Annotated in this window: 17 protein-coding genes, 1 tRNA gene and 1 pseudogene; 10 read left to right on the plus strand and 9 right to left on the minus strand. The window is 63.2% G+C overall.

Going from position 1 to position 16,592, the window contains the following annotated elements:
* The 7 genes and pseudogenes from Q7U29_RS02890 to Q7U29_RS02920 form a co-directional block, all read left to right on the plus strand.
* Positions 1 to 94, plus strand: a pseudogene (locus Q7U29_RS02890) (phosphonate C-P lyase system protein PhnL); the annotation flags it as partial.
* 13 nt (positions 95 to 107) lie between these two features.
* Positions 108 to 1,265 (plus strand): alpha-D-ribose 1-methylphosphonate 5-triphosphate diphosphatase, encoded by a 1,158-nt coding sequence (locus Q7U29_RS02895; protein WP_304738173.1) that lies wholly within the window; start codon positions 108 to 110, stop codon positions 1,263 to 1,265.
* Positions 1,262 to 1,849, plus strand: a complete 588-nt coding sequence (gene phnN / locus Q7U29_RS02900; RefSeq protein ID WP_304738176.1) for a phosphonate metabolism protein/1,5-bisphosphokinase (PRPP-forming) PhnN — start codon at positions 1,262 to 1,264, stop codon at positions 1,847 to 1,849. The genes Q7U29_RS02895 and phnN overlap by 4 nt, the downstream gene beginning before the upstream one ends.
* Positions 1,850 to 1,852: 3 nt before the next feature.
* A complete protein-coding gene (locus tag Q7U29_RS02905) occupies positions 1,853 to 2,464 on the plus strand; it encodes a pyridoxamine 5'-phosphate oxidase family protein (protein ID WP_304738179.1) in 612 nt (203 codons plus the stop codon).
* A gap of 113 nt (positions 2,465 to 2,577) precedes the next feature.
* Positions 2,578 to 3,486: a polyphosphate kinase 2 gene (ppk2, locus tag Q7U29_RS02910; protein WP_304738182.1), complete on the plus strand. Its 909-nt coding sequence runs from the start codon at positions 2,578 to 2,580 to the stop codon at positions 3,484 to 3,486.
* Positions 3,487 to 3,638: 152 nt separating this feature from the next.
* The gene (locus Q7U29_RS02915) at positions 3,639 to 4,679 is read left to right on the plus strand and encodes a transporter (RefSeq protein ID WP_304738184.1); all 1,041 of its coding nucleotides are present in this window, start codon (positions 3,639 to 3,641) and stop codon (positions 4,677 to 4,679) included.
* 189 nt (positions 4,680 to 4,868) lie between these two features.
* Positions 4,869 to 5,783: a YbhN family protein gene (locus Q7U29_RS02920; RefSeq protein WP_304738187.1), complete on the plus strand. Its 915-nt coding sequence runs from the start codon at positions 4,869 to 4,871 to the stop codon at positions 5,781 to 5,783.
* Between the two features lie 15 nt (positions 5,784 to 5,798).
* On the opposite strand, the gene Q7U29_RS02925 is transcribed toward Q7U29_RS02920, so the two are convergent.
* Both Q7U29_RS02925 and Q7U29_RS02930 read right to left on the minus strand, forming a co-directional pair.
* Positions 5,799 to 6,122, minus strand: coding sequence for a multidrug efflux SMR transporter (locus Q7U29_RS02925; protein WP_304738188.1), 324 nt, complete (start codon positions 6,120 to 6,122; stop codon positions 5,799 to 5,801).
* Entirely contained in the window at positions 6,119 to 6,823 is a 705-nt protein-coding gene (locus tag Q7U29_RS02930; protein ID WP_304738191.1) for a class I SAM-dependent methyltransferase, read from the minus strand. Before Q7U29_RS02930 ends, Q7U29_RS02925 begins: the two co-directional genes overlap by 4 nt.
* Before the next feature lie 159 nt (positions 6,824 to 6,982).
* Between Q7U29_RS02930 and Q7U29_RS02935 the strand changes: the two genes are divergently transcribed.
* Entirely contained in the window at positions 6,983 to 8,188 is a 1,206-nt protein-coding gene (locus Q7U29_RS02935; protein WP_304738193.1) for a DUF3419 family protein, read from the plus strand.
* A gap of 75 nt (positions 8,189 to 8,263) precedes the next feature.
* Here the strand turns inward: Q7U29_RS02935 and Q7U29_RS02940 are convergent, their stop codons facing one another.
* The 6 genes from Q7U29_RS02940 to Q7U29_RS02965 all read right to left on the minus strand — a co-directional run bounded on the left by Q7U29_RS02940 (position 8,264) and on the right by Q7U29_RS02965 (position 14,270).
* Positions 8,264 to 8,941, minus strand: coding sequence for a type VI secretion system-associated protein TagO (locus tag Q7U29_RS02940; RefSeq protein WP_304738196.1), 678 nt, complete (start codon positions 8,939 to 8,941; stop codon positions 8,264 to 8,266).
* Positions 8,942 to 9,298: 357 nt separating this feature from the next.
* Positions 9,299 to 9,691 carry a hypothetical protein gene (locus Q7U29_RS02945; protein ID WP_304738200.1) on the minus strand — a complete coding sequence of 131 codons (393 nt, stop codon included), beginning with the start codon at positions 9,689 to 9,691 and terminating at the stop codon, positions 9,299 to 9,301.
* Positions 9,688 to 10,398: a hypothetical protein gene (locus Q7U29_RS02950; protein WP_304738202.1), complete on the minus strand. Its 711-nt coding sequence runs from the start codon at positions 10,396 to 10,398 to the stop codon at positions 9,688 to 9,690. The genes Q7U29_RS02945 and Q7U29_RS02950 overlap by 4 nt, the downstream gene beginning before the upstream one ends.
* A gap of 190 nt (positions 10,399 to 10,588) precedes the next feature.
* Positions 10,589 to 10,664 (minus strand) — tRNA-Lys (locus Q7U29_RS02955).
* 155 nt (positions 10,665 to 10,819) lie between these two features.
* Complete coding sequence (locus Q7U29_RS02960; protein WP_304738205.1) at positions 10,820 to 13,498, minus strand: glycosyltransferase; 2,679 nt, start codon at positions 13,496 to 13,498, stop codon at positions 10,820 to 10,822.
* 211 nt (positions 13,499 to 13,709) lie between these two features.
* A complete protein-coding gene (locus Q7U29_RS02965; protein WP_304738208.1) occupies positions 13,710 to 14,270 on the minus strand; it encodes a beta-1-3, beta-1-6-glucan biosynthesis protein in 561 nt (186 codons plus the stop codon).
* Between Q7U29_RS02965 and Q7U29_RS02970 the strand changes: the two genes are divergently transcribed.
* Positions 14,226 to 14,450, plus strand: coding sequence for a hypothetical protein (locus Q7U29_RS02970; protein WP_304738233.1), 225 nt, complete (start codon positions 14,226 to 14,228; stop codon positions 14,448 to 14,450). The two genes, Q7U29_RS02965 and Q7U29_RS02970, sit on opposite strands and share 45 nt — an antisense overlap.
* Before the next feature lie 89 nt (positions 14,451 to 14,539).
* On the plus strand, positions 14,540 to 16,165 hold the full coding sequence (locus tag Q7U29_RS02975; RefSeq protein ID WP_304738210.1) for a beta-(1-6) glucans synthase: 1,626 nt from the start codon (positions 14,540 to 14,542) through the stop codon (positions 16,163 to 16,165).
* Here the strand turns inward: Q7U29_RS02975 and Q7U29_RS02980 are convergent.
* A complete protein-coding gene (locus Q7U29_RS02980; RefSeq protein ID WP_304738211.1) occupies positions 16,125 to 16,505 on the minus strand; it encodes a hypothetical protein in 381 nt (126 codons plus the stop codon). The genes Q7U29_RS02975 and Q7U29_RS02980 overlap by 41 nt on opposite strands.
* Positions 16,506 to 16,592: the final 87 nt, after the last annotated feature.

Raw genomic sequence — 16,592 nt, forward strand, 5'->3', positions numbered from 1 at the left:
TGTCGCCATGGTCGCCATCATCCATGACGACGAGATCCGCCATCTGATCGCCGTCCGCATCGTCGACGTGACGTCGTTTGCCTCAGCGGCATAGGGAAAGAATTGACATGACTTCGACCGGTTCCGACGCCGTTATCGGCAACGCCAGGATCGTTCTGGCCGACCGCGTAAACGAACGCGGCTGGATCGCCTTAGCCAATGGCCGTATCGCGGAATATGGCGAGGGCGACGCCCCCGCCGGCAGCGAGGATGCCGCCGGCGACATGGTCATGCCCGGCCTGATCGAACTGCACACCGATCATCTCGAAGCCCATTACGTGCCGCGCCCAAAAGTGTTCTGGGATCCGATCGCGGCGGTGGTTTCCTATGACGCCCAGCTGGCGACATCGGGCATCACCACAGTGCTGGATTCCTTGAGGGTCTGGCGCGAGGACGGCGCCGAGGACGTCGATGGCAGGGCAGGCGTGCTCGCTGCGGCGATCTCTTCGGCGCGCGACGCCAATTTGCTGCGCGCGGACCATTTCCTGCACCTGCGCTGCGAAATCCCGATGCCGAGCGTGGTCGAGGAAGCCAAGGAGCTGATCGACCGGCCGGACATTCGGCTGATGTCGCTGATGGATCATACGCCGGGACAACGCCAGTTTCGCGACGAAGGCAAGCTGCGCGACTATTATCGCGGCAAGGGCGCCGGCATGACCGACGCCGAACTCGACGTGCTGTTCGAGCGGCGTTTTGCCTATCAGAAGGCCTATGCCGCCACCAACATGCGCGAGATCGTGGCGCTGGCGCACCAGTACAATATCCCGCTCGCCAGCCACGACGATACCACCGATGAAAACGTTGCCGATGCCGTTCGTGATCGGATTTCGGTGGCGGAATTTCCGACCACGATGGAAGCCGCGCATGGACTGCACCAGGCCGGCATCGGCATCCTGATGGGCGCGCCGAACGTGGTGCGCGGCGGCTCGCATTCCGGCAATATCGCCGCGGTCGATCTCGCCCGCGAGGGGCTGCTCGACATCCTGTCGTCCGATTACATCCCCTCCAGCCTGCTGATGGCGGCGCTGCAGCTGCCGCAATGTGCGCCGGCCATCGATCTCGCCTCCGCCGTTCGCACCGTCACCAAGGCGCCCGCCGAAGCGGTCGGGCTCGCCGACCGCGGCGAGATCGCGGTCGGCAAGCGCGCCGACCTGATCCGCGTCCATGTCGCCCGCGACATTCCGGTGGTGCGCAGTGTCTGGCGCGAAGGACACCGCGTGGCGTGACGGACGAAAGGACGATAACAGGCCATCGCGCCGCTGCGGGGATCGGGCCCGGCCGGCTGGTTCTGGTGGTCGGCCCGAGCGGCGCCGGCAAGGATACGCTGATTGGGCTCGCCCGGGCCGCCTGCGCCGATGACGGCATGATCGTTTTCCCGCGCCGGGTGGTGACGCGGGAACCCTCGTCCTTCGAAGACAATGAGTATTTGAGTCCTGAGGATTTCCGTCAGGCGCGAACGCGTGGCGAGTTTGCCATGCATTGGGAGGCCCATGGTCACGGCTACGGGCTTTCCGCCGCGGTCGATGACGATATCCGCGCCGGCCGGACGGTGGTCGCCAACGTGTCACGCACGGTCGTCGAAGCGATGCGCCGCGCCTATGTTGGTGTCACGGTGGTCTCGATCACGGCGCCGCCTGAAATTCTTGGCCAGCGGCTGGCCGCGCGGGCGCGCGGCAGCGACGGGCGGGTCGCGGACAGGCTGAGCCGCTCTGTCGAGGCAGATGCCGCGCCGCCCGATGTCACCATCATGAATATCGGCAGCGCGGAGCATCATGCGCTGGAACTGTTGCGGGCTATCAGGGGTGCTTGAACGGTGTCGATAATCGCAACGATTGCGGAATTGGAAGCGATCTATGGTCAGCCGAACGAGGCCTCGACCGTCAAGGTCGCCGACCGGATCACGCCGCCCTACCGGGTGTTGATCGACAAGTCGCCGTTCGCGGCGCTGGCGACCGCAGGCCCGGAAGGGCTGGATTGTTCGCCGCGCGGCGATCTGCCCGGTTTTGTCAGGGTCCATGACGAGAAGACGCTGATGATGCCGGACCGCCGCGGCAACAACCGGGTGGATTCGCTGCGCAACATCGTGCGCGATCCCAGGATCGCGCTGTTGTTCCTGATACCCGGCTCCGGCAGCACGCTGCGCGTCAACGGCCGGGCGCAGGTGTCGGCCGAGCCGCAACTGCTGGCGTCGTTCACGTTCGACGGCAAGGCGCCGCACACCGTCATCGTCATGACGGTCGACGAGATCTATTTCCAGTGCGCCCGCGCCATCGTGCGTTCGGATCTCTGGAATCCGGACAGGCGGGTGGACCCGAAGATCCTGCCGACGCCCGGCCAGATCCTCGCCGACATGAGCGAGAACCGCGTCGGCGGCGAGGCGTATGACAAGGCATGGCCGGAGCGGGCGCGGCAGTCGCTGTGGTAGGGTGTGCCTTGCGGAGCTTCCGGCCACGAACGACTTCTGTCATCCAACCGTCAACTCCGTCGTTCAGAGATTAGCGTCCTACCAGCACGGTTTGCCTATCGTTGGAGTCGTCCATGACCGAAAAGCCCATCCACGACCACATTCGCGCCGGCATGCTGGACAGCTTCGATGAAGAACTGGAACTCGAGATCGACGACGATCGCCTCGACGCGTTGACCAACGAGTTCTCCGGCCATACCGCGAACGAGACCCTCGATCGGCGGATCTATTTCAAGGAGCTGTTCCGCCTGCAGGGTGAACTGGTCAAACTGCAGAGCTGGGTGCAGCACCAGAAACTCAAGGTGGTGGTGATTTTCGAGGGCCGCGATTCCGCCGGCAAGGGCGGGGTGATCAAGCGTATCACCCAGAGGCTCAATCCGCGGATCTGCCGCGTCGCGGCACTTCCGGCGCCGAGCGAGCGCGAGCGCACGCAATGGTATTTCCAGCGCTATGTGTCGCATTTGCCGGCCGGCGGCGAAATCGTGCTGTTCGATCGCAGCTGGTATAATCGCGCCGGCGTCGAGCGCGTGATGGGGTTCTGCACCGAAGACGATGTCGAGGAGTTCTTCCGGTCGGTTCCGGAGTTCGAGCGCATGCTGGTGCGCTCCGGCATCGTGTTGATCAAGTACTGGTTCTCCATCACCGACGAGGAACAGCATCTGCGCTTCACCATGCGGATTCACGATCCTCTCAAGCAGTGGAAACTCAGCCCGATGGATGTGGAATCGCGCAGCCGATGGGAGCTATATACCAAGGCCAAGGAAGCGATGCTGGAGCGGACCCACATCACGGAAGCCCCCTGGTATGTGGTCCAGGCCGTCGACAAGAAGAAGGCGCGGTTGAACTGCATCGCGCATTTGCTCGAACAGATTCCCTACGACGAAGTCGGGCACGCTCCGGTGGTCTTGCCGGCGCGAATTTACAACCCGGATTACAGCCGCGGTCCGATTCCGGCCGAAATGTACGTGCCGGAGCGCTATTGAACGCCCTCGATGACACATAACTGTAACATGAATGTCATTCCATGAGGCCGCCCGGGGAAAACAACCGGGCTTGAATGGTCGTCCACGGTTTCGTTGCGCCTTGCAGGTTTGCGTCGTGACGTCCTGCGTTCGGCCGGGATTTGCGGTGTCCAATGCAAGCTGAAACGCCAGTCGCAGAAATTGCCGCCGACGACAGGGGGCGGTCATCGGGCGTGGCCGCGCCGATTCCGGGCCTGGTCTGGGCGTTCCGCATCCGTTCGGACGGCAGTCCGGAAACTCTGCCGGTCGATCAGCCGATTGCGTTTGCGCATGACGGCCTGCTCTGGCTGCACTTCAATCTGGCTGATGCCCGGGCACCGCAGTGGCTGACCGCTGCGAACCTTCAGGTGCCGGCCCAGGCGCGGCTGCTGTTGCTGTCGAAGGATACCTATCAGCAACTCCACACGGTCGATGACTGTGTCTACGGCGTCATCTCGGATCTGCTGCGCGACATCGCAGAGGCCACCGAGGATACCGGATACCTTCGGTTCATCATGACCGAAAAGGTCCTGATAAGCGGGCGGTACCACCCCCTTTGCGCGGTCGATGCCACTCGCCGCGAGCTGGAAGGCGGCCGTCGCGTCGAAAGCGTTGCGGCTCTGCTGGAGACGATCGTCGAGAATGTCGCCGACACGATCGATCGAATCGCCGATCGTTTGGCGAATGTCCTCGACGAGATCGAGGAGCAGGTGCTGTCGGACGACACGACGGATTTGCGCCAGAACCTCGGCCGCCTGCGGCGTACCTGCGTCCGCCTGAATCGGCAGGTTTCGGGATTGCGGATCGTCTTTCACCGGCTCGAGCAGAAGAATCCCGGCGATCAGAAGCCCGCGCTGCGGCTACGCGCCGGCAAGCTCGCCCAGCGCCTCGATGACCTCCATCACACCATCGTCGAGATGCGCGAGCGCAGCCGCCTGTTGCAGGAAGAACTCCATCTGAAGATCGAGGAACAGGGCAACAACAACATCAGGGCGCTCTCGATTCTGACGGCGCTGCTGATGCCGCCGACGCTCGTCACCGGCATCTTCGGCATGAACCTCAAGGGCCTGCCGCTTGCCGATCTCGAAGCAGCCTTCCCGTGGGCGGCCATGCTGATGGCTCTGGCATCCCTTGTCGCCTATTTCATCATGAAACGCTGTGGTGTGATCAGGTAGCGGCCGATTTCGATGATGCCTCGAAACGGCGCGTAACGCGGCTGTCACGTCGGCGTGCCAATGGGAGATGTCGATCACCCGAATCAGCCGGCGCGATGGTTGCTATCGCCGTCCGGATGGATGCACCCCCTGAAGGCCATTGTGCTGCAAAAGACACCCCGCAGCCACGCCCGACTGAAGGGGCTGGGTGTGGTCGTTAGCCTCGCCATCGCGGCGGCAGCCATCTTCGCGCTGACGCATGCGCTCAAGAACGTCGACTACCACGAGGTGTTCGCGGTCGTGGGACGCACCGGTCCCGGCGTCATTGTCATGGCCCTGATGCTGGTGGCCATTTCCTACGCCAGTCTGACTCTGTACGACCTGCTGGCGCTGCGCACGATCGGGCGGGCCGACATTCCCTACCGGATTGCGGCGCTCGCGAGTTTCACCAGCTACCCCATCGCCCATGGCGTCGGAGCGGTCGCGCTGATCGCGCCGGTAGTCCGATACCGGGTCTATTCGCGCCACGGCCTCGGCGTTTTCGACGTGGCGAATATCAGCTTCCTGACCGGGTTGACGTTCTGGCTGGGCAACCTGACGGCGCTGGCGCTCAGCCTGTTCTGCGCGCCCGATGCCATCAGCCTGATCAATTATCTGCCGCCATCAGCCAATCGCTGGCTGGCGGCGGCGCTGCTATCAGCGGTGCTCGCCTTCCTGCTCTGGACCTGGCTCGCGCCCAGAAGTTTCGGGACCCGGCGCTGGCCGGTACGGCTTCCGTCAGGCCCCGTGGTCCTGCTGCAGATCGCGATCGGAATTTTCGATCTCGGCGCCGCGGCGCTGGCGATGTATGTGCTGTTGCCGGCCGGGCTGGATATCGGGGTGTTTCGCGTGATCGCGGTGTTCATCGCCGCGACCTTGCTGGGGTTTGCCAGCCACACGCCCGCGGGCATTGGCGTGTTCGACGCGGCGATATTGATCGGGTTGGCCGGTGACGAGAAGGAGCCGGTGATCGCGGCGCTGCTCATGTTCCGGTTCCTGTACCACTTCCTGCCGTTCGTGCTGGCGCTCGGCCTGTTCGGCGGCCTGGAAGGCTGGCGGAGTCTTCGCGCCAGGAGCAGGCCGTGAGGCCGTTTTCGCGGTTCACACCGGCGAATTGAGCTTCAACCCCACCATTCCCGCCACGATCAGCGTCAGGCACAGCACCCGGACCGGATCGGCCGGCTCGCTGTAGATCAACATTCCCACAATGATGCTGCCGGTGGCGCCGATGCCGGTCCACACCGCATAGGCGGTGCCGAACGGCAATGACTTCAGCGCGATCGCCATCAGTCCGAAGCTGAGCGCGATCGCCACCAGGGTTGCAACGGTCGGCCAGAACCGGGTGAGGCCGTCGGAATATTTCAGGCCGAATGCCCAGGCGATCTCGAGCAGTCCGGCCCCCAGCAATGCCAGCCAGCCGCTCACGCGGTCTTACGTTCCGGCGGAAGGGTCAGCACGGCATATTGCGCATAGCCGCGAAACGGCCGCTCGAACTTCAGCTCGGCGCCGGAGGTTTCGACCATCGCCGACAGCTCGCGCTCGAGATCGTCACGCGGCGTGACGCCGAATAGCGTCAGCCACCGCCTGAGCAGCCTCCGGGCTATTCCCGGCAAACGCGCCTGATCACCAAAATCGACGATGTGCAGGCTTCCGCCGGGCATCAGGCGGCTTGCGGCCGCCTGCAGCACGAGGCGCCAGTCCGGGATCATCGACAGGCTGTACGAGATCATCACGTGGTCGAACCGGGCGACACCGAACGAAACCTGCGGATTGAATGCGGTTCCATCGCCATGCGCGACGCGAACTCGCTTGGCGAGGTCGCGGCGCGCAATGGCTGAAATCGCCGATGTCAGCATTTCCGTGGAAATATCGATGCCGAAGAACCGCGCGTCCGGATAGAGCCGGGCGGCATGCACCAGGTTTCTGCCGGTTCCGCAGCCGATTTCCAGCACATCGGCGCCGGCCCTGGGTTCGAGATTGGCGATCAGCTGGTCCCGGCCAAGCAGGTAGTATCGCCTCGTGCCGTCGTAGATGTGGCGCTGCCGGCGGTACATCCGGTTCATGCGGCGTGTGGCCTCGACCGGCCACGGCGTATCGGCACTGATTTCCTCTGTGTACATCGACATCCAAGCACCTCGGTTCGCCTGTGATCGCCCGATCCTTGCGATGTTCGCGCGACAGGGATGTGACAGCGCGGCGCTGTGTCCGCGGTTCCGTTTCTGCCGCTGTCGCAAAACTGCAGCGTGCCCGCGATACCTTGATTCGATTGTTGATTCGAGGAATGGATGAATACGCAACTCATCGCAGACGCGGTTCGCAACTCCAGGGCCAAGGCCGAGGAAACCATTTGGGACCGGCTGTTCGCGTTCTGGTTCCGCCGGCTGGTCTACACCCAGATCTGGGAAGATCCGGAAGCGGATCTCGCGGCACTTCGTCTGCCGGTCGGATCGACCATCGTCACCATCTCCTCCGGCGGCTGCAACGCGCTGTCCTATCTCACGGCACGGCCGGCGCAAGTGTACGCGGTCGACCTCAACGAGGCGCATCTGTCGCTGCTGCAGCTCAAGCTCGCGGGGCTTCGTGTTTTCTCCAGCTATGCCGAATTCTGGCAGTTCTTCGGGGAGGCGGCCTCGGTCGCCAACTCGGCGCTGTATCGCGATCGGCTGCGGCCGGTGCTGGACGCGGAGACGCGCGCCTACTGGGACAGGCACAACATCATCGGCCGTCCGCGGCATGCCTATTTCACCGACGGGTTCTATCGCCACGGCATGCTCGGCCGCTTCATCGGTCTTGCCCATGTGCTGGCGAAACTGGCGCGGATCGATCTTTCGGCGCTGCTGAACGGCAAGGCGGATTGCCCCGAACGTATCCAGGCGCTGGATCGCCTGCATCGGCTGTTTCATTCGCCGCTGGCGCGCCTGATCACCGCAACGCCCGCGCTGCTGTTCAGCCTCGGCATTCCGCCGCAACAGCGGGCGCTGCTCGGCGCCGACGCGCCGCTCAACGAAGTGCTGCACGAGCGGTTGCTGCGGCTGGTCAGCGGTCATCCCAACGAGACCAACTATTTCGCCTGGCAGGCGCTGCAGCGCAGCTACCGCGGGCCGGGCGATGCCTGCCTGCCGCCCTATCTGCAGCACAGCCAGTTCGAGCGCATGCGCGACGGGGCGGGACTGATCATTCCGGTGCACGCCAATCTCAGGCAGTTCCTCGAAGGCCTGCCGGCGCGCGAAGTCGACGCCGTGGTGCTGCTGGACTCGCAGGACTGGATGGCGTCAGAAGAAATCCGCGCGCTGTGGAATGCGATCGACCGCACCGGCAGCGACGACGTCCGCGTGATCTTCCGCACCGCCGGCAAGGAATCTCCGCTGGAGAACGACGAACTGGCGCCGCTGCGCCAAATCTGGCGTCGTGACGAGGCGCGAAGCGCGATCGGATTCGAACGGGACCGGTCGGGGATTTACGGCGGGTTTCACTGCTACGAGCGGCGGTGATCCGGTTTTCGATCGCGCGAGAACACCGGCGGGTAGGCAACGTGCACGGCCTAACAGCGGTGCGAATGGTGCCGGTTATCGAGTTGATGATTTTGGGGCTAAGGGCAGCGGGGCCGTGGCCGTTGGCACGATGGCAGCGGGTGTGCCGGCAATTGGCGCCGGCCATTTGCAAGCAGCCTGGAGAGGCTTCAGTGCTTGCTCTAGGCCTCCCACCGGGAATTCAGCGGACACGGGGCTCTCCGAATGCGGCGTGGCTTGGATATAGAGCGAAGTGGCTCCGTAGAGCTCCTTTGCGAACGGAATAGTCTCGGCCGCCGACCAATGTCCGAGCGCCTGATGATCTGTCGACTCGGTCATGCGTCTTTTGCCGGCGGGTCGCTTGTCAACGCGGTAGGTGACGGTTCCGCCGCTGAGGCTGGACATGAAGTGACCACCAAATGTGATGTAAGAGGCGGTCTTTCCCTCCCGGCAAGTGAACATCAGCCGCGCTCGATCCTTTAGTCCAAACCGCCCTTGAAGCCGCTCCACCGAATCGACTGTGACAAATACGTTCTTTCGATCGTCGATCTTCGACGTTTCTTCTAAGACATTCCATTTGCTCGAGACTGAGTCTGTTTGTTTAATTTTGAAAATAAGATCGTAACAAATCAGGCGCTTCGCATCATCTGCTACGCCAGCACAATCCTTGCCTGTTTCCGCTCGCGCTGATTGCGAAATCGCGACAAGGATCAACGCTCCGATGACAGGTCTCATTTTGTCTGCTCCTCCAAAAGCTGGCGGACGGCACGCTGCAATGTATCCAACCCGGTGACGAGCGGGTGCGTGTTAGCGTTCGGTCGGTGGCTTACGCCAAACTCTGAGCGGTTGATGAGGCCCGGTGCCCGACCCCATTTAGCTCAGCGTCGTGAGCCAGCGCTTGGCGCTCTTTCGCCGTCAAATATGGCTCAACCGTCGACCCTAACAGATGCTCGCGAAATCGGCGTTGGCCGTTTCGACATCCAATGCAATAAAATCAGTGATCCCACTCACTCTCTTAAAGACTCCACCAGTGCGCTCCTTTGCCGAGCCCATCATCTCGCAACCGTAGGACGAGGGCAAGCGTCGGCGCTACTATCGCCCGTGCTGACGCAGCTTCGAAGTGGCATTGATCGGGAGGTCAAAGAGCCCTTCAGCAAGGCCAGCTTGGGTTGCCATTATCGGGACCAGCCGAATAAGGCGCCATGCCGTCTCCGGCACCGAATACTTGAGCCATGGCCCCGTTAGAAAAAAGAAAACGACGTTGGATCGGTCCAAGGCAAGTCGCTCGTGCGGTCGTGTCTTGAGACGACGCTCGCCAGTCAGCGCGGACCAGCCGCCCTCTTTATTAAGGGCGCCAATCCAATCGACATCGGGAGTATTTTGCGCGAACTTGTCGCGCAATGCGACGATTTCATGTTCTGGAAATAGTGGTTGAAGGCTGTGAGCGAGCGCGAAGCTGAGGTTGTTGTCGACCAGCAGCTTCAAGCAGCGAGCCTCTTTTCGAACGACACCGCGTCGCGGACTTCCGCGGTTGAAACGTCATAAAGCCGTACCACCTTCGCGATGGAACCCTCGACGGTGACGGCTCGGCTCAAGACCTCCGTGGGTACTCCAGAGGCGGCAATCGGTCGGCCGAAGGAGCGGGTAGGGTCGATTACCACCGATTTGCGCGCGATGCCCAACGGGTACCATCGCGCCACCGCTGCTGCATCAAATTCCAAATCCTTGAGGCTAGGCTCGACGATCGTGCGGAAGACATTCTGTCGCTTCCGCAAATCCACCATCCGACCTTCCTGCATACCCTCGGTGATATCGAGGAAAATGGTCTTGCCGTCCGTCCGAAACTTCTGCGTCGAGAACGGGCGTTCATCGTGCACCTCTTCCGCGGCTCGCTGGTAGCACTCGCGGATGGCCGGCAGCGCCAGCCCATAGTCGCGGAAGGCCTTGACGAAGCGGAGTTCGATCAAATCCCGGAAACTTAGTTCGATAAGATCATCGTCGCTTCGGTAATCTGGTCGCCAAAGCGGCTCGGAGTGGCCTTCTCCGTCCCCCCCGAAGTCATAGCCGCGAAGCCAGCGCGAAACCGTGTTGCGTGATACACTGCGCGCGCGGGTGCCGACGCGACTGAAATTTAGTAGTCGCAAGCCCTCGGCAGCGCTGTAGGCGCCGCGCGAGAGCGCGTCCGGCTCCATCTGATTTTCCGTTAATCGTCGGTCCATGGCGAATCTGTACCGGATCATCATGGCACAGGGAAGGAAATCGCAACATTCGTTGCATCTACGCCAGCAGTCGGCCCTTGCCGGGGGCCTGGTTGATTTCGATTTTTTGCAGGCACAGGGCTGTTTGGAGGGATCGGAAAATTCGAAAAGCGCCCGGATTTCATGGTGAGCGCGGAGGGACTCGAACCCTCGACCCCATGATTAAAAGTCACGTGCTCTACCACCTGAGCTACGCGCTCACTTGCCGCGCTGTGTAGGGGGCGGTTTGCGGCGGGTCAATAGCGGGGCCGGGGGCAAATGTCCTGTTGGGGACGGCGCGGATTTATGAGCCGATACGGGCCCTTATCGGCAATTCCTCACCTGAGCGGGGACTGTGGAAAAGCCCATTTCCCGCTCAACTGGCCTCGCGGCGGACCTCGGAGGCCACCGGCTGCTGGCTGCTGACCACCGTCGGCATCGCCACCGGGCGCAGCCCGATCAACTCGGCGCTGCGGATGCCGGTATTGCGCCAGAACGTGAACGAGTTGATCCGCGAGCTCTCGAGAATCGCGATCGCTACCGCCGACAGGAACGGCAGGCTTTGCAGCACCAGCACGCCGGCGAAGATGTAGATTTCGCGGACTTCCTTCTGGCCGTTGGTGACGATCAGCACGGCGGCGCCGATCAGCAGCAGCACGCCGATCACGGCTTCCCAAAACGCCTGGAACTCGATCGACATCCGGCTCAAGCCGCCCTTCGAGGTGCGGGCGAACGGCAGATGTTCCGTGATCAGGCCGTTGGCGACCGCGCGGGAAACGGTCCATTGCACCGACATCGCGGCGATCATGGCGCCCAGCATCTGGCCCCATTTGATGCGCACCCGCAGCCGGTACAGCACGATGAAATGGGCCAGCGAGACCACGAAGGCGGCGATGATCGGCAGCGTCAGGATCTTGTCGGGAATGGCGATGGCGGCAAAGGCGACGATCGGCACCCAGATCAGGTTCAGGATCGCCACCAGCACGCCGAGGCTCTCGGCGCCGAGCCAGTTCAGCCAGCCCAGCGCGAATTCGCGGCGTTGGTCCGGCGACATCCTGGAGGCGCCGGGCAGGAAGCGGCGCCAGTGCTTCTTGACGATCTGGAAGCCGCCATAGGCCCAGCGGTGGCGCTGCTTCTTGAAGGCCTCGTAGGTGTCCGGCAGCAGGCCGTGGCCGTAGCGGTGGTTGGTGTAATGCGTCAGCCAGCCGTGCTCGATGATGGCGAGGCCGAGGTCGGTGTCCTCGCAGATGGTGTCGCCGGCCCAGCCGCCGGCCATGTCCATCGCCGCGCGCCGGATCAGGCACATGGTGCCGTGAACGATGATGGCGTTGACCTCGTTGCGCTGGACCATGCCGATGTCGAAGAAACCGGCATATTCGCCGTTCATGATGTAGTGCATCAGCGAGGTGTCGCCGTCGCGGTGGTCCTGCGGCGCCTGCACCAGGCCGACGCGGGGGTCGGCGAAAACAGGCACCAGGTCCTTCAGCCAGTCCGGCTGCACGACATAGTCGGCGTCGATGATGCCGATGATCTCGGCATCGACGGCGGTGCGCTCCATGGCGATGCGCAGCGCGCCGGCCTTGAAGCCTTCGACCTTCTCGGCGTTGATGAAGACAAAACGCTCGCCCAGCGCCCGGCAGTGATCCTGGATCGGCTGCCAGAATTCCGGATCGGGCGTGTTGTTGATGATCACGACGCATTCGAAATTCGGATAGTCCAGCCGGGCCACCGCATCGAGGGTCTGCTTCAGCATGTCGACCGGCTCGAAATAGGCGGGGATATGGATCGAGACCTTGGGGAAGGTAACGGCCTCGCCGATGGTCGCCGGCGCCAGCGGCGCACCCTTGACGATCAGCCGGCGCGGCTTGGGGCCGAAGGCAATGGCGGCGATGTCCTCGATCCGCGCCATCGCGATCAGCACCAGCGGAACCAGCAGAATCAGCCCCAGCGTCAGCGCGAAGGCCGAGCCGAAGACAAAATAGTGGCCTTCCCAATAGGCGAACACCGTGGCGGCCCAGGCGCCGACGCCATTGGCCGCCGCCGACAGCATCAGCGACTGCATCACCGTGGGGCCGGCAAGGCGCACGATCGGCAGCGACAGCAGGATGCCGACCAGCACGGCGATGGCCGCGAGCTTCCAGTAGTTCTCGTTCACGATCGGCCCGGTCCATGCGAATTTCGGTTCACGGGCGGCGTTGAGGATGCCCCAATAGGGCCCGACGCCGCCTTCGAAGAACTTCCAGGGCTGATCGATCGCCTCGACGATGTTGTATTCCATGCCGATGGCTTCGGCGCGGGTGACGAAGTTGCGCAGCACCGCGGCCTGCTCGAAGGTGCCGGGCTCGGCGTTCTTCAGATTGTAGCCGGCGCTCGGCCAGCCGAATTCGGCGATCACGATCCGCTTGCCGGGAAATTTTTCGCGCAAGAGCCCGTACAGATAGACCGCCTGGTCCACCGCCTGCTTGTCGGTGAAGTTTTCCCAGTAGGGCAGCACGTGCGCGGCGATGAAGTCGACGGATGAGGCCAGTTCCGGATTGTCGCGCCAGATATTCCAGATTTCACCTGTAGTTACAGGCACATTGACCGATTTTTTGACCTGCTTGATGAGCTCAACGAGATCTTCGACCTTCTGCTCGCCGCGAAACACCGTCTCGTTGCCGACGACGATGCCGTTCACATTGCTGTTGCGTTTGGCGAGGCTGATGGCGGCCTGGATTTCGCGCTCGTTGCGCTCGCTGTTCTTGTCGATCCAGGCGCCGACCGTGACCTTCAAGCCGAATTCGGCGGCGATCGGCGGCACCAGTTCGACGCCGCCGGTCGAGGAATAGAGCCGGATCGCGCGCGTCAGCGGCGCCAATACCTTGAGATCGGACCGGATTTTCTCGATGCTGGGAATGTTGTCGACGTCGGGATGCCCTGAGCCCTCGAACGGTGCGTAGGACACGCTGGGCAGCTTGCCCCTGAAGTCGGGAGCCTGCTGCTTTTCGCGCAGCACGCCCCACAGGGCGGCATGAGCGGCAGTCACACACAAGAGAACGGCGACCACGGCGCGCATCGAGACTAAACCATATGATGGGGCCAGGTTGGCAGGGCAGCGGATCCGTCCCCGAGATCCGACCAAGTCAGCGGCAAAGCGAGCATAGCTCTGCCACGCGATTTAACAACTCTTATGACGCCGTGGCGTTTTGAGGGCGCGAATATTTACAGGACATGAATATTCGGATCGCTCCGGAAAACCGGAACGCTTGCAGGAACATCCGGCAAGCCTATTTCGCCGCAGGCGCCGGGGTGGGGGCGGCGGCAGGCGCAGCCGCCGCGGGGGTCGGCGCGGCGCTGCCGGCGGTTGCGGGCGGCTGCGAAGCCGCGGCGGTCTGCGGCTGCGCCCCGGGATTGATCCAGCAGGCATGAATCCGGCCGCTCAGCGTATCCGCCACCTTGGGATCGATCTCGCCGCCAAAACGGGTCAGGCAGCGGAACGTCGCCTGCACGTGGCCACCGGGGCAGCCAAACCGGTCGTACAGATCGAGATGCCGAAACGCGGTGTCGAGATCGTCGAGCCACATCAGGCGGACCACGCGGCGGCCGAGCCAGACGCATTCGGGGTTTCCGGCCGGGCCGTTGATGGCCGTCGAGGCCTCCAGAAACTGGTCGGTCTTGCGCTGGTTATCCTTGGCGACATCGGCGGGGGTGGTCGCCGCCGGTTTGCCTGACTGGTCCTGCGCGCCGCTTTGGGCGAAGGCGCCGCCCGTACCGATCAGGAGGGCGAGCGCGGGAACGGCGAGATGGCGCAAAACCGCACTTTGAAACTGAAGCACCCGTCGACGCATGGATTCCCCGATTTGTTCCCGTTCCGAGGCCAGCCCGGACGCGCTGGTGTGATGCCGTCCAAATGGGTCTCCAATGCGGCGGCGACGCCGCTGGATTCCCAAGTTATTTCCGTTGGGATTCCCATGACGGACATTTCGAATTTTGTCCAGCAAAGTCACAACTTTATCGCCGTGTGGTAAAGCCGCAGTCCGGGAACGACCTCGATTGCGACCATCCGGCTCTTGGCAGGAGGCCGGTGACAAGCTAATCGACGGTCCTCGCCCGGAGGATGGAACCGATTTCACTTCGTACGCCACTGGCGCTTCTCCTGTTATCCCTGAGTGCGATTGCCGCGGCGTGGTGGTGGATGGCCACGCCCATCAACTTGGCGCGCGCGCCGATCGACCCCAACGCCAAACTGCAATGCGTATCCTACGCGCCGTTCCGCGGCGACCAGTCGCCGCTGGTGCCGACCTTGCATGTCGGACCGGAACAGATCGCCGAGGATCTCGCGCAACTCGCCAGGATTTCCGACTGCGTGCGGACCTATTCGATCGACAACGGTCTCGACCAGGTTCCGGAACTCGCCGGCAAGGTGGGACTGAAGGTCATTCAGGGTATCTGGCTCGGCAGCAACCGGCTGAAGAATCTCGCGCAGATCCAGACCGCGGTGCGCCTGACCCGGGAATATCCCGGCGTCATCACCTCGGTCGTGGTCGGCAACGAGGTTCTGCTGCGCGGCGAGATGACGGCCGCCGACCTCGCGGCCAACATCCGCTCGGTCAAATCGCAGGTCACCGTTCCCGTCACCTATGCCGATGTGTGGGAGTTCTGGCTGCGCCACCGCGAAGTCTATGAGGCCGTCGATTTCGTCACCATCCACATCCTGCCGTATTGGGAAGACTTCCCGATCCGCGCCAGACACGCCGCCGTCCATGTCGAAGCCATTCGCAAGCGGATGGCGGTGGCGTTTCCGGGCAAGGAAATCCTGATCGGCGAAACCGGCTGGCCGAGCGCCGGCCGGATGCGCGAAGGCGCGCTGCCGTCGCGCGCCAATCAAGCCAAGGTGGTTTCGGAAATTCTGGCGCTGGCGAAGCGGGAGAACTTTCGCGTCAATCTGATCGAGGCCTATGACCAGCCCTGGAAGCGCCAGCTCGAGGGCACCGTCGGCGGCTATTGGGGCCTGATCGATGCGGACAAACGCGCCGTGAAATATCCTGCGAAGGAGGCCATCAGCAACTATCCCCGGTGGAAGCTGCAGATGGGAACCGGCATGGGCCTGAGCATCCTGGTGTTCGGCGCGGCCTGGCTGACGCTGCGCCGCCGGCCCTGGACGCCGCGCCCGGCGGCCTGGGTGGCGGTCGCGATCTCCGCCACCGCGGCCGGCATCCTGCTCGGCGTCGCCGTCGACAAGATGCTTTATGAAAGTTACGGGGTCGGCGGCTGGCTCAAATGGGGCGCGCTGCTGGTGGCCGGGATCGCATCGCCGATGCTCTGCGCCAACGCGCTGATGTCGGGACGGGCGCTGCCGACATTCCTGGAGCTGGTGGGGCCACGCGATCAGCGGACCCGATCGGTGCTGACCTTCCTGCTGGGGGCGGTGCTGCTGGTGACCACCCTGATCGGGGCCGAGACCGCACTCGGCTTCGTGTTCGATCCGCGCTACAAGGATTTTCCGTTCGCCGCCCTGACCATGGCGGTGCTGCCATTCTGGACGCTGATGGCGCTGAACCGGCCACAGGAGGGCACGCGCCCGATCGCCGAGGCGGTATTTGCCGGCGTGCTGGCGACCGCGGCGCTCTACACCGGGTTCAACGAAGGCAAGGCGAACTGGCAGTCGCTGTGGACCTGCGCGCTGTTTGTGCTGCTGGCGGTTACGCTGTGGCGGGCGCGGGCCGTGCAAATCCCAAAATAAGCAGGCCGATCGCCAGACCCGACAGGCTGACATTGTAGAGCACGATGCCAAATCCGGCTGATATCAGCCCGCCGGTGAGCAGCACGATCGACGGCCGCAGCAGGTTGAGCGTCGCGATGATGAGCGCGACGATGCCGAACACCGAATTGCGAAACAGCGACGTCACCAGAATCCGGGTCTTGCACAGCATGGTCTGCAGGCCGGCATCGCAGGCCAGCGCCGCGCTCGAAAACTCGATCGCGAGATAGCGCAGATAGAGCGCGTAGCCGACGGTCACGAAGCCGACGATCAGCAGCCATTGCACCTGGTAGGGCGTCAGCCGGAACGGGGTTTTTTTCATCTTTCGAATATGGTCGGTAATTTGCGGCGGGACAACCCGGCGGGCACCATGCGCGTCGCAGCGCCATGAAAAAACATGAGAAATCCC

Source organism: Bradyrhizobium sp., assembly GCF_030654605.1.
Taxonomy (GTDB): domain Bacteria; phylum Pseudomonadota; class Alphaproteobacteria; order Rhizobiales; family Xanthobacteraceae; genus Bradyrhizobium.

Coding starts and splice junctions, on each gene's coding strand:
- Q7U29_RS02895 (WP_304738173.1), top strand. CDS start 108: ATGACTTCGACCGGTTCCGACGCCGTTATCGGCAACGCCAGGATCGTT.
- Q7U29_RS02915 (WP_304738184.1), top strand. CDS start 3,639: ATGCAAGCTGAAACGCCAGTCGCAGAAATTGCCGCCGACGACAGGGGG.
- Q7U29_RS02970 (WP_304738233.1), top strand. CDS start 14,226: ATGGCGCAAAACCGCACTTTGAAACTGAAGCACCCGTCGACGCATGGA.
- Q7U29_RS02930 (WP_304738191.1), bottom strand. CDS start 6,823: ATGTCGATGTACACAGAGGAAATCAGTGCCGATACGCCGTGGCCGGTC.
- Q7U29_RS02975 (WP_304738210.1), top strand. CDS start 14,540: ATGGAACCGATTTCACTTCGTACGCCACTGGCGCTTCTCCTGTTATCC.
- Q7U29_RS02960 (WP_304738205.1), bottom strand. CDS start 13,498: ATGCGCGCCGTGGTCGCCGTTCTCTTGTGTGTGACTGCCGCTCATGCC.
- ppk2 (WP_304738182.1), top strand. CDS start 2,578: ATGACCGAAAAGCCCATCCACGACCACATTCGCGCCGGCATGCTGGAC.
- Q7U29_RS02950 (WP_304738202.1), bottom strand. CDS start 10,398: ATGGAGCCGGACGCGCTCTCGCGCGGCGCCTACAGCGCTGCCGAGGGC.
- Q7U29_RS02940 (WP_304738196.1), bottom strand. CDS start 8,941: ATGAGACCTGTCATCGGAGCGTTGATCCTTGTCGCGATTTCGCAATCA.
- Q7U29_RS02965 (WP_304738208.1), bottom strand. CDS start 14,270: ATGCGTCGACGGGTGCTTCAGTTTCAAAGTGCGGTTTTGCGCCATCTC.
- Q7U29_RS02980 (WP_304738211.1), bottom strand. CDS start 16,505: ATGAAAAAAACCCCGTTCCGGCTGACGCCCTACCAGGTGCAATGGCTG.
- Q7U29_RS02935 (WP_304738193.1), top strand. CDS start 6,983: ATGAATACGCAACTCATCGCAGACGCGGTTCGCAACTCCAGGGCCAAG.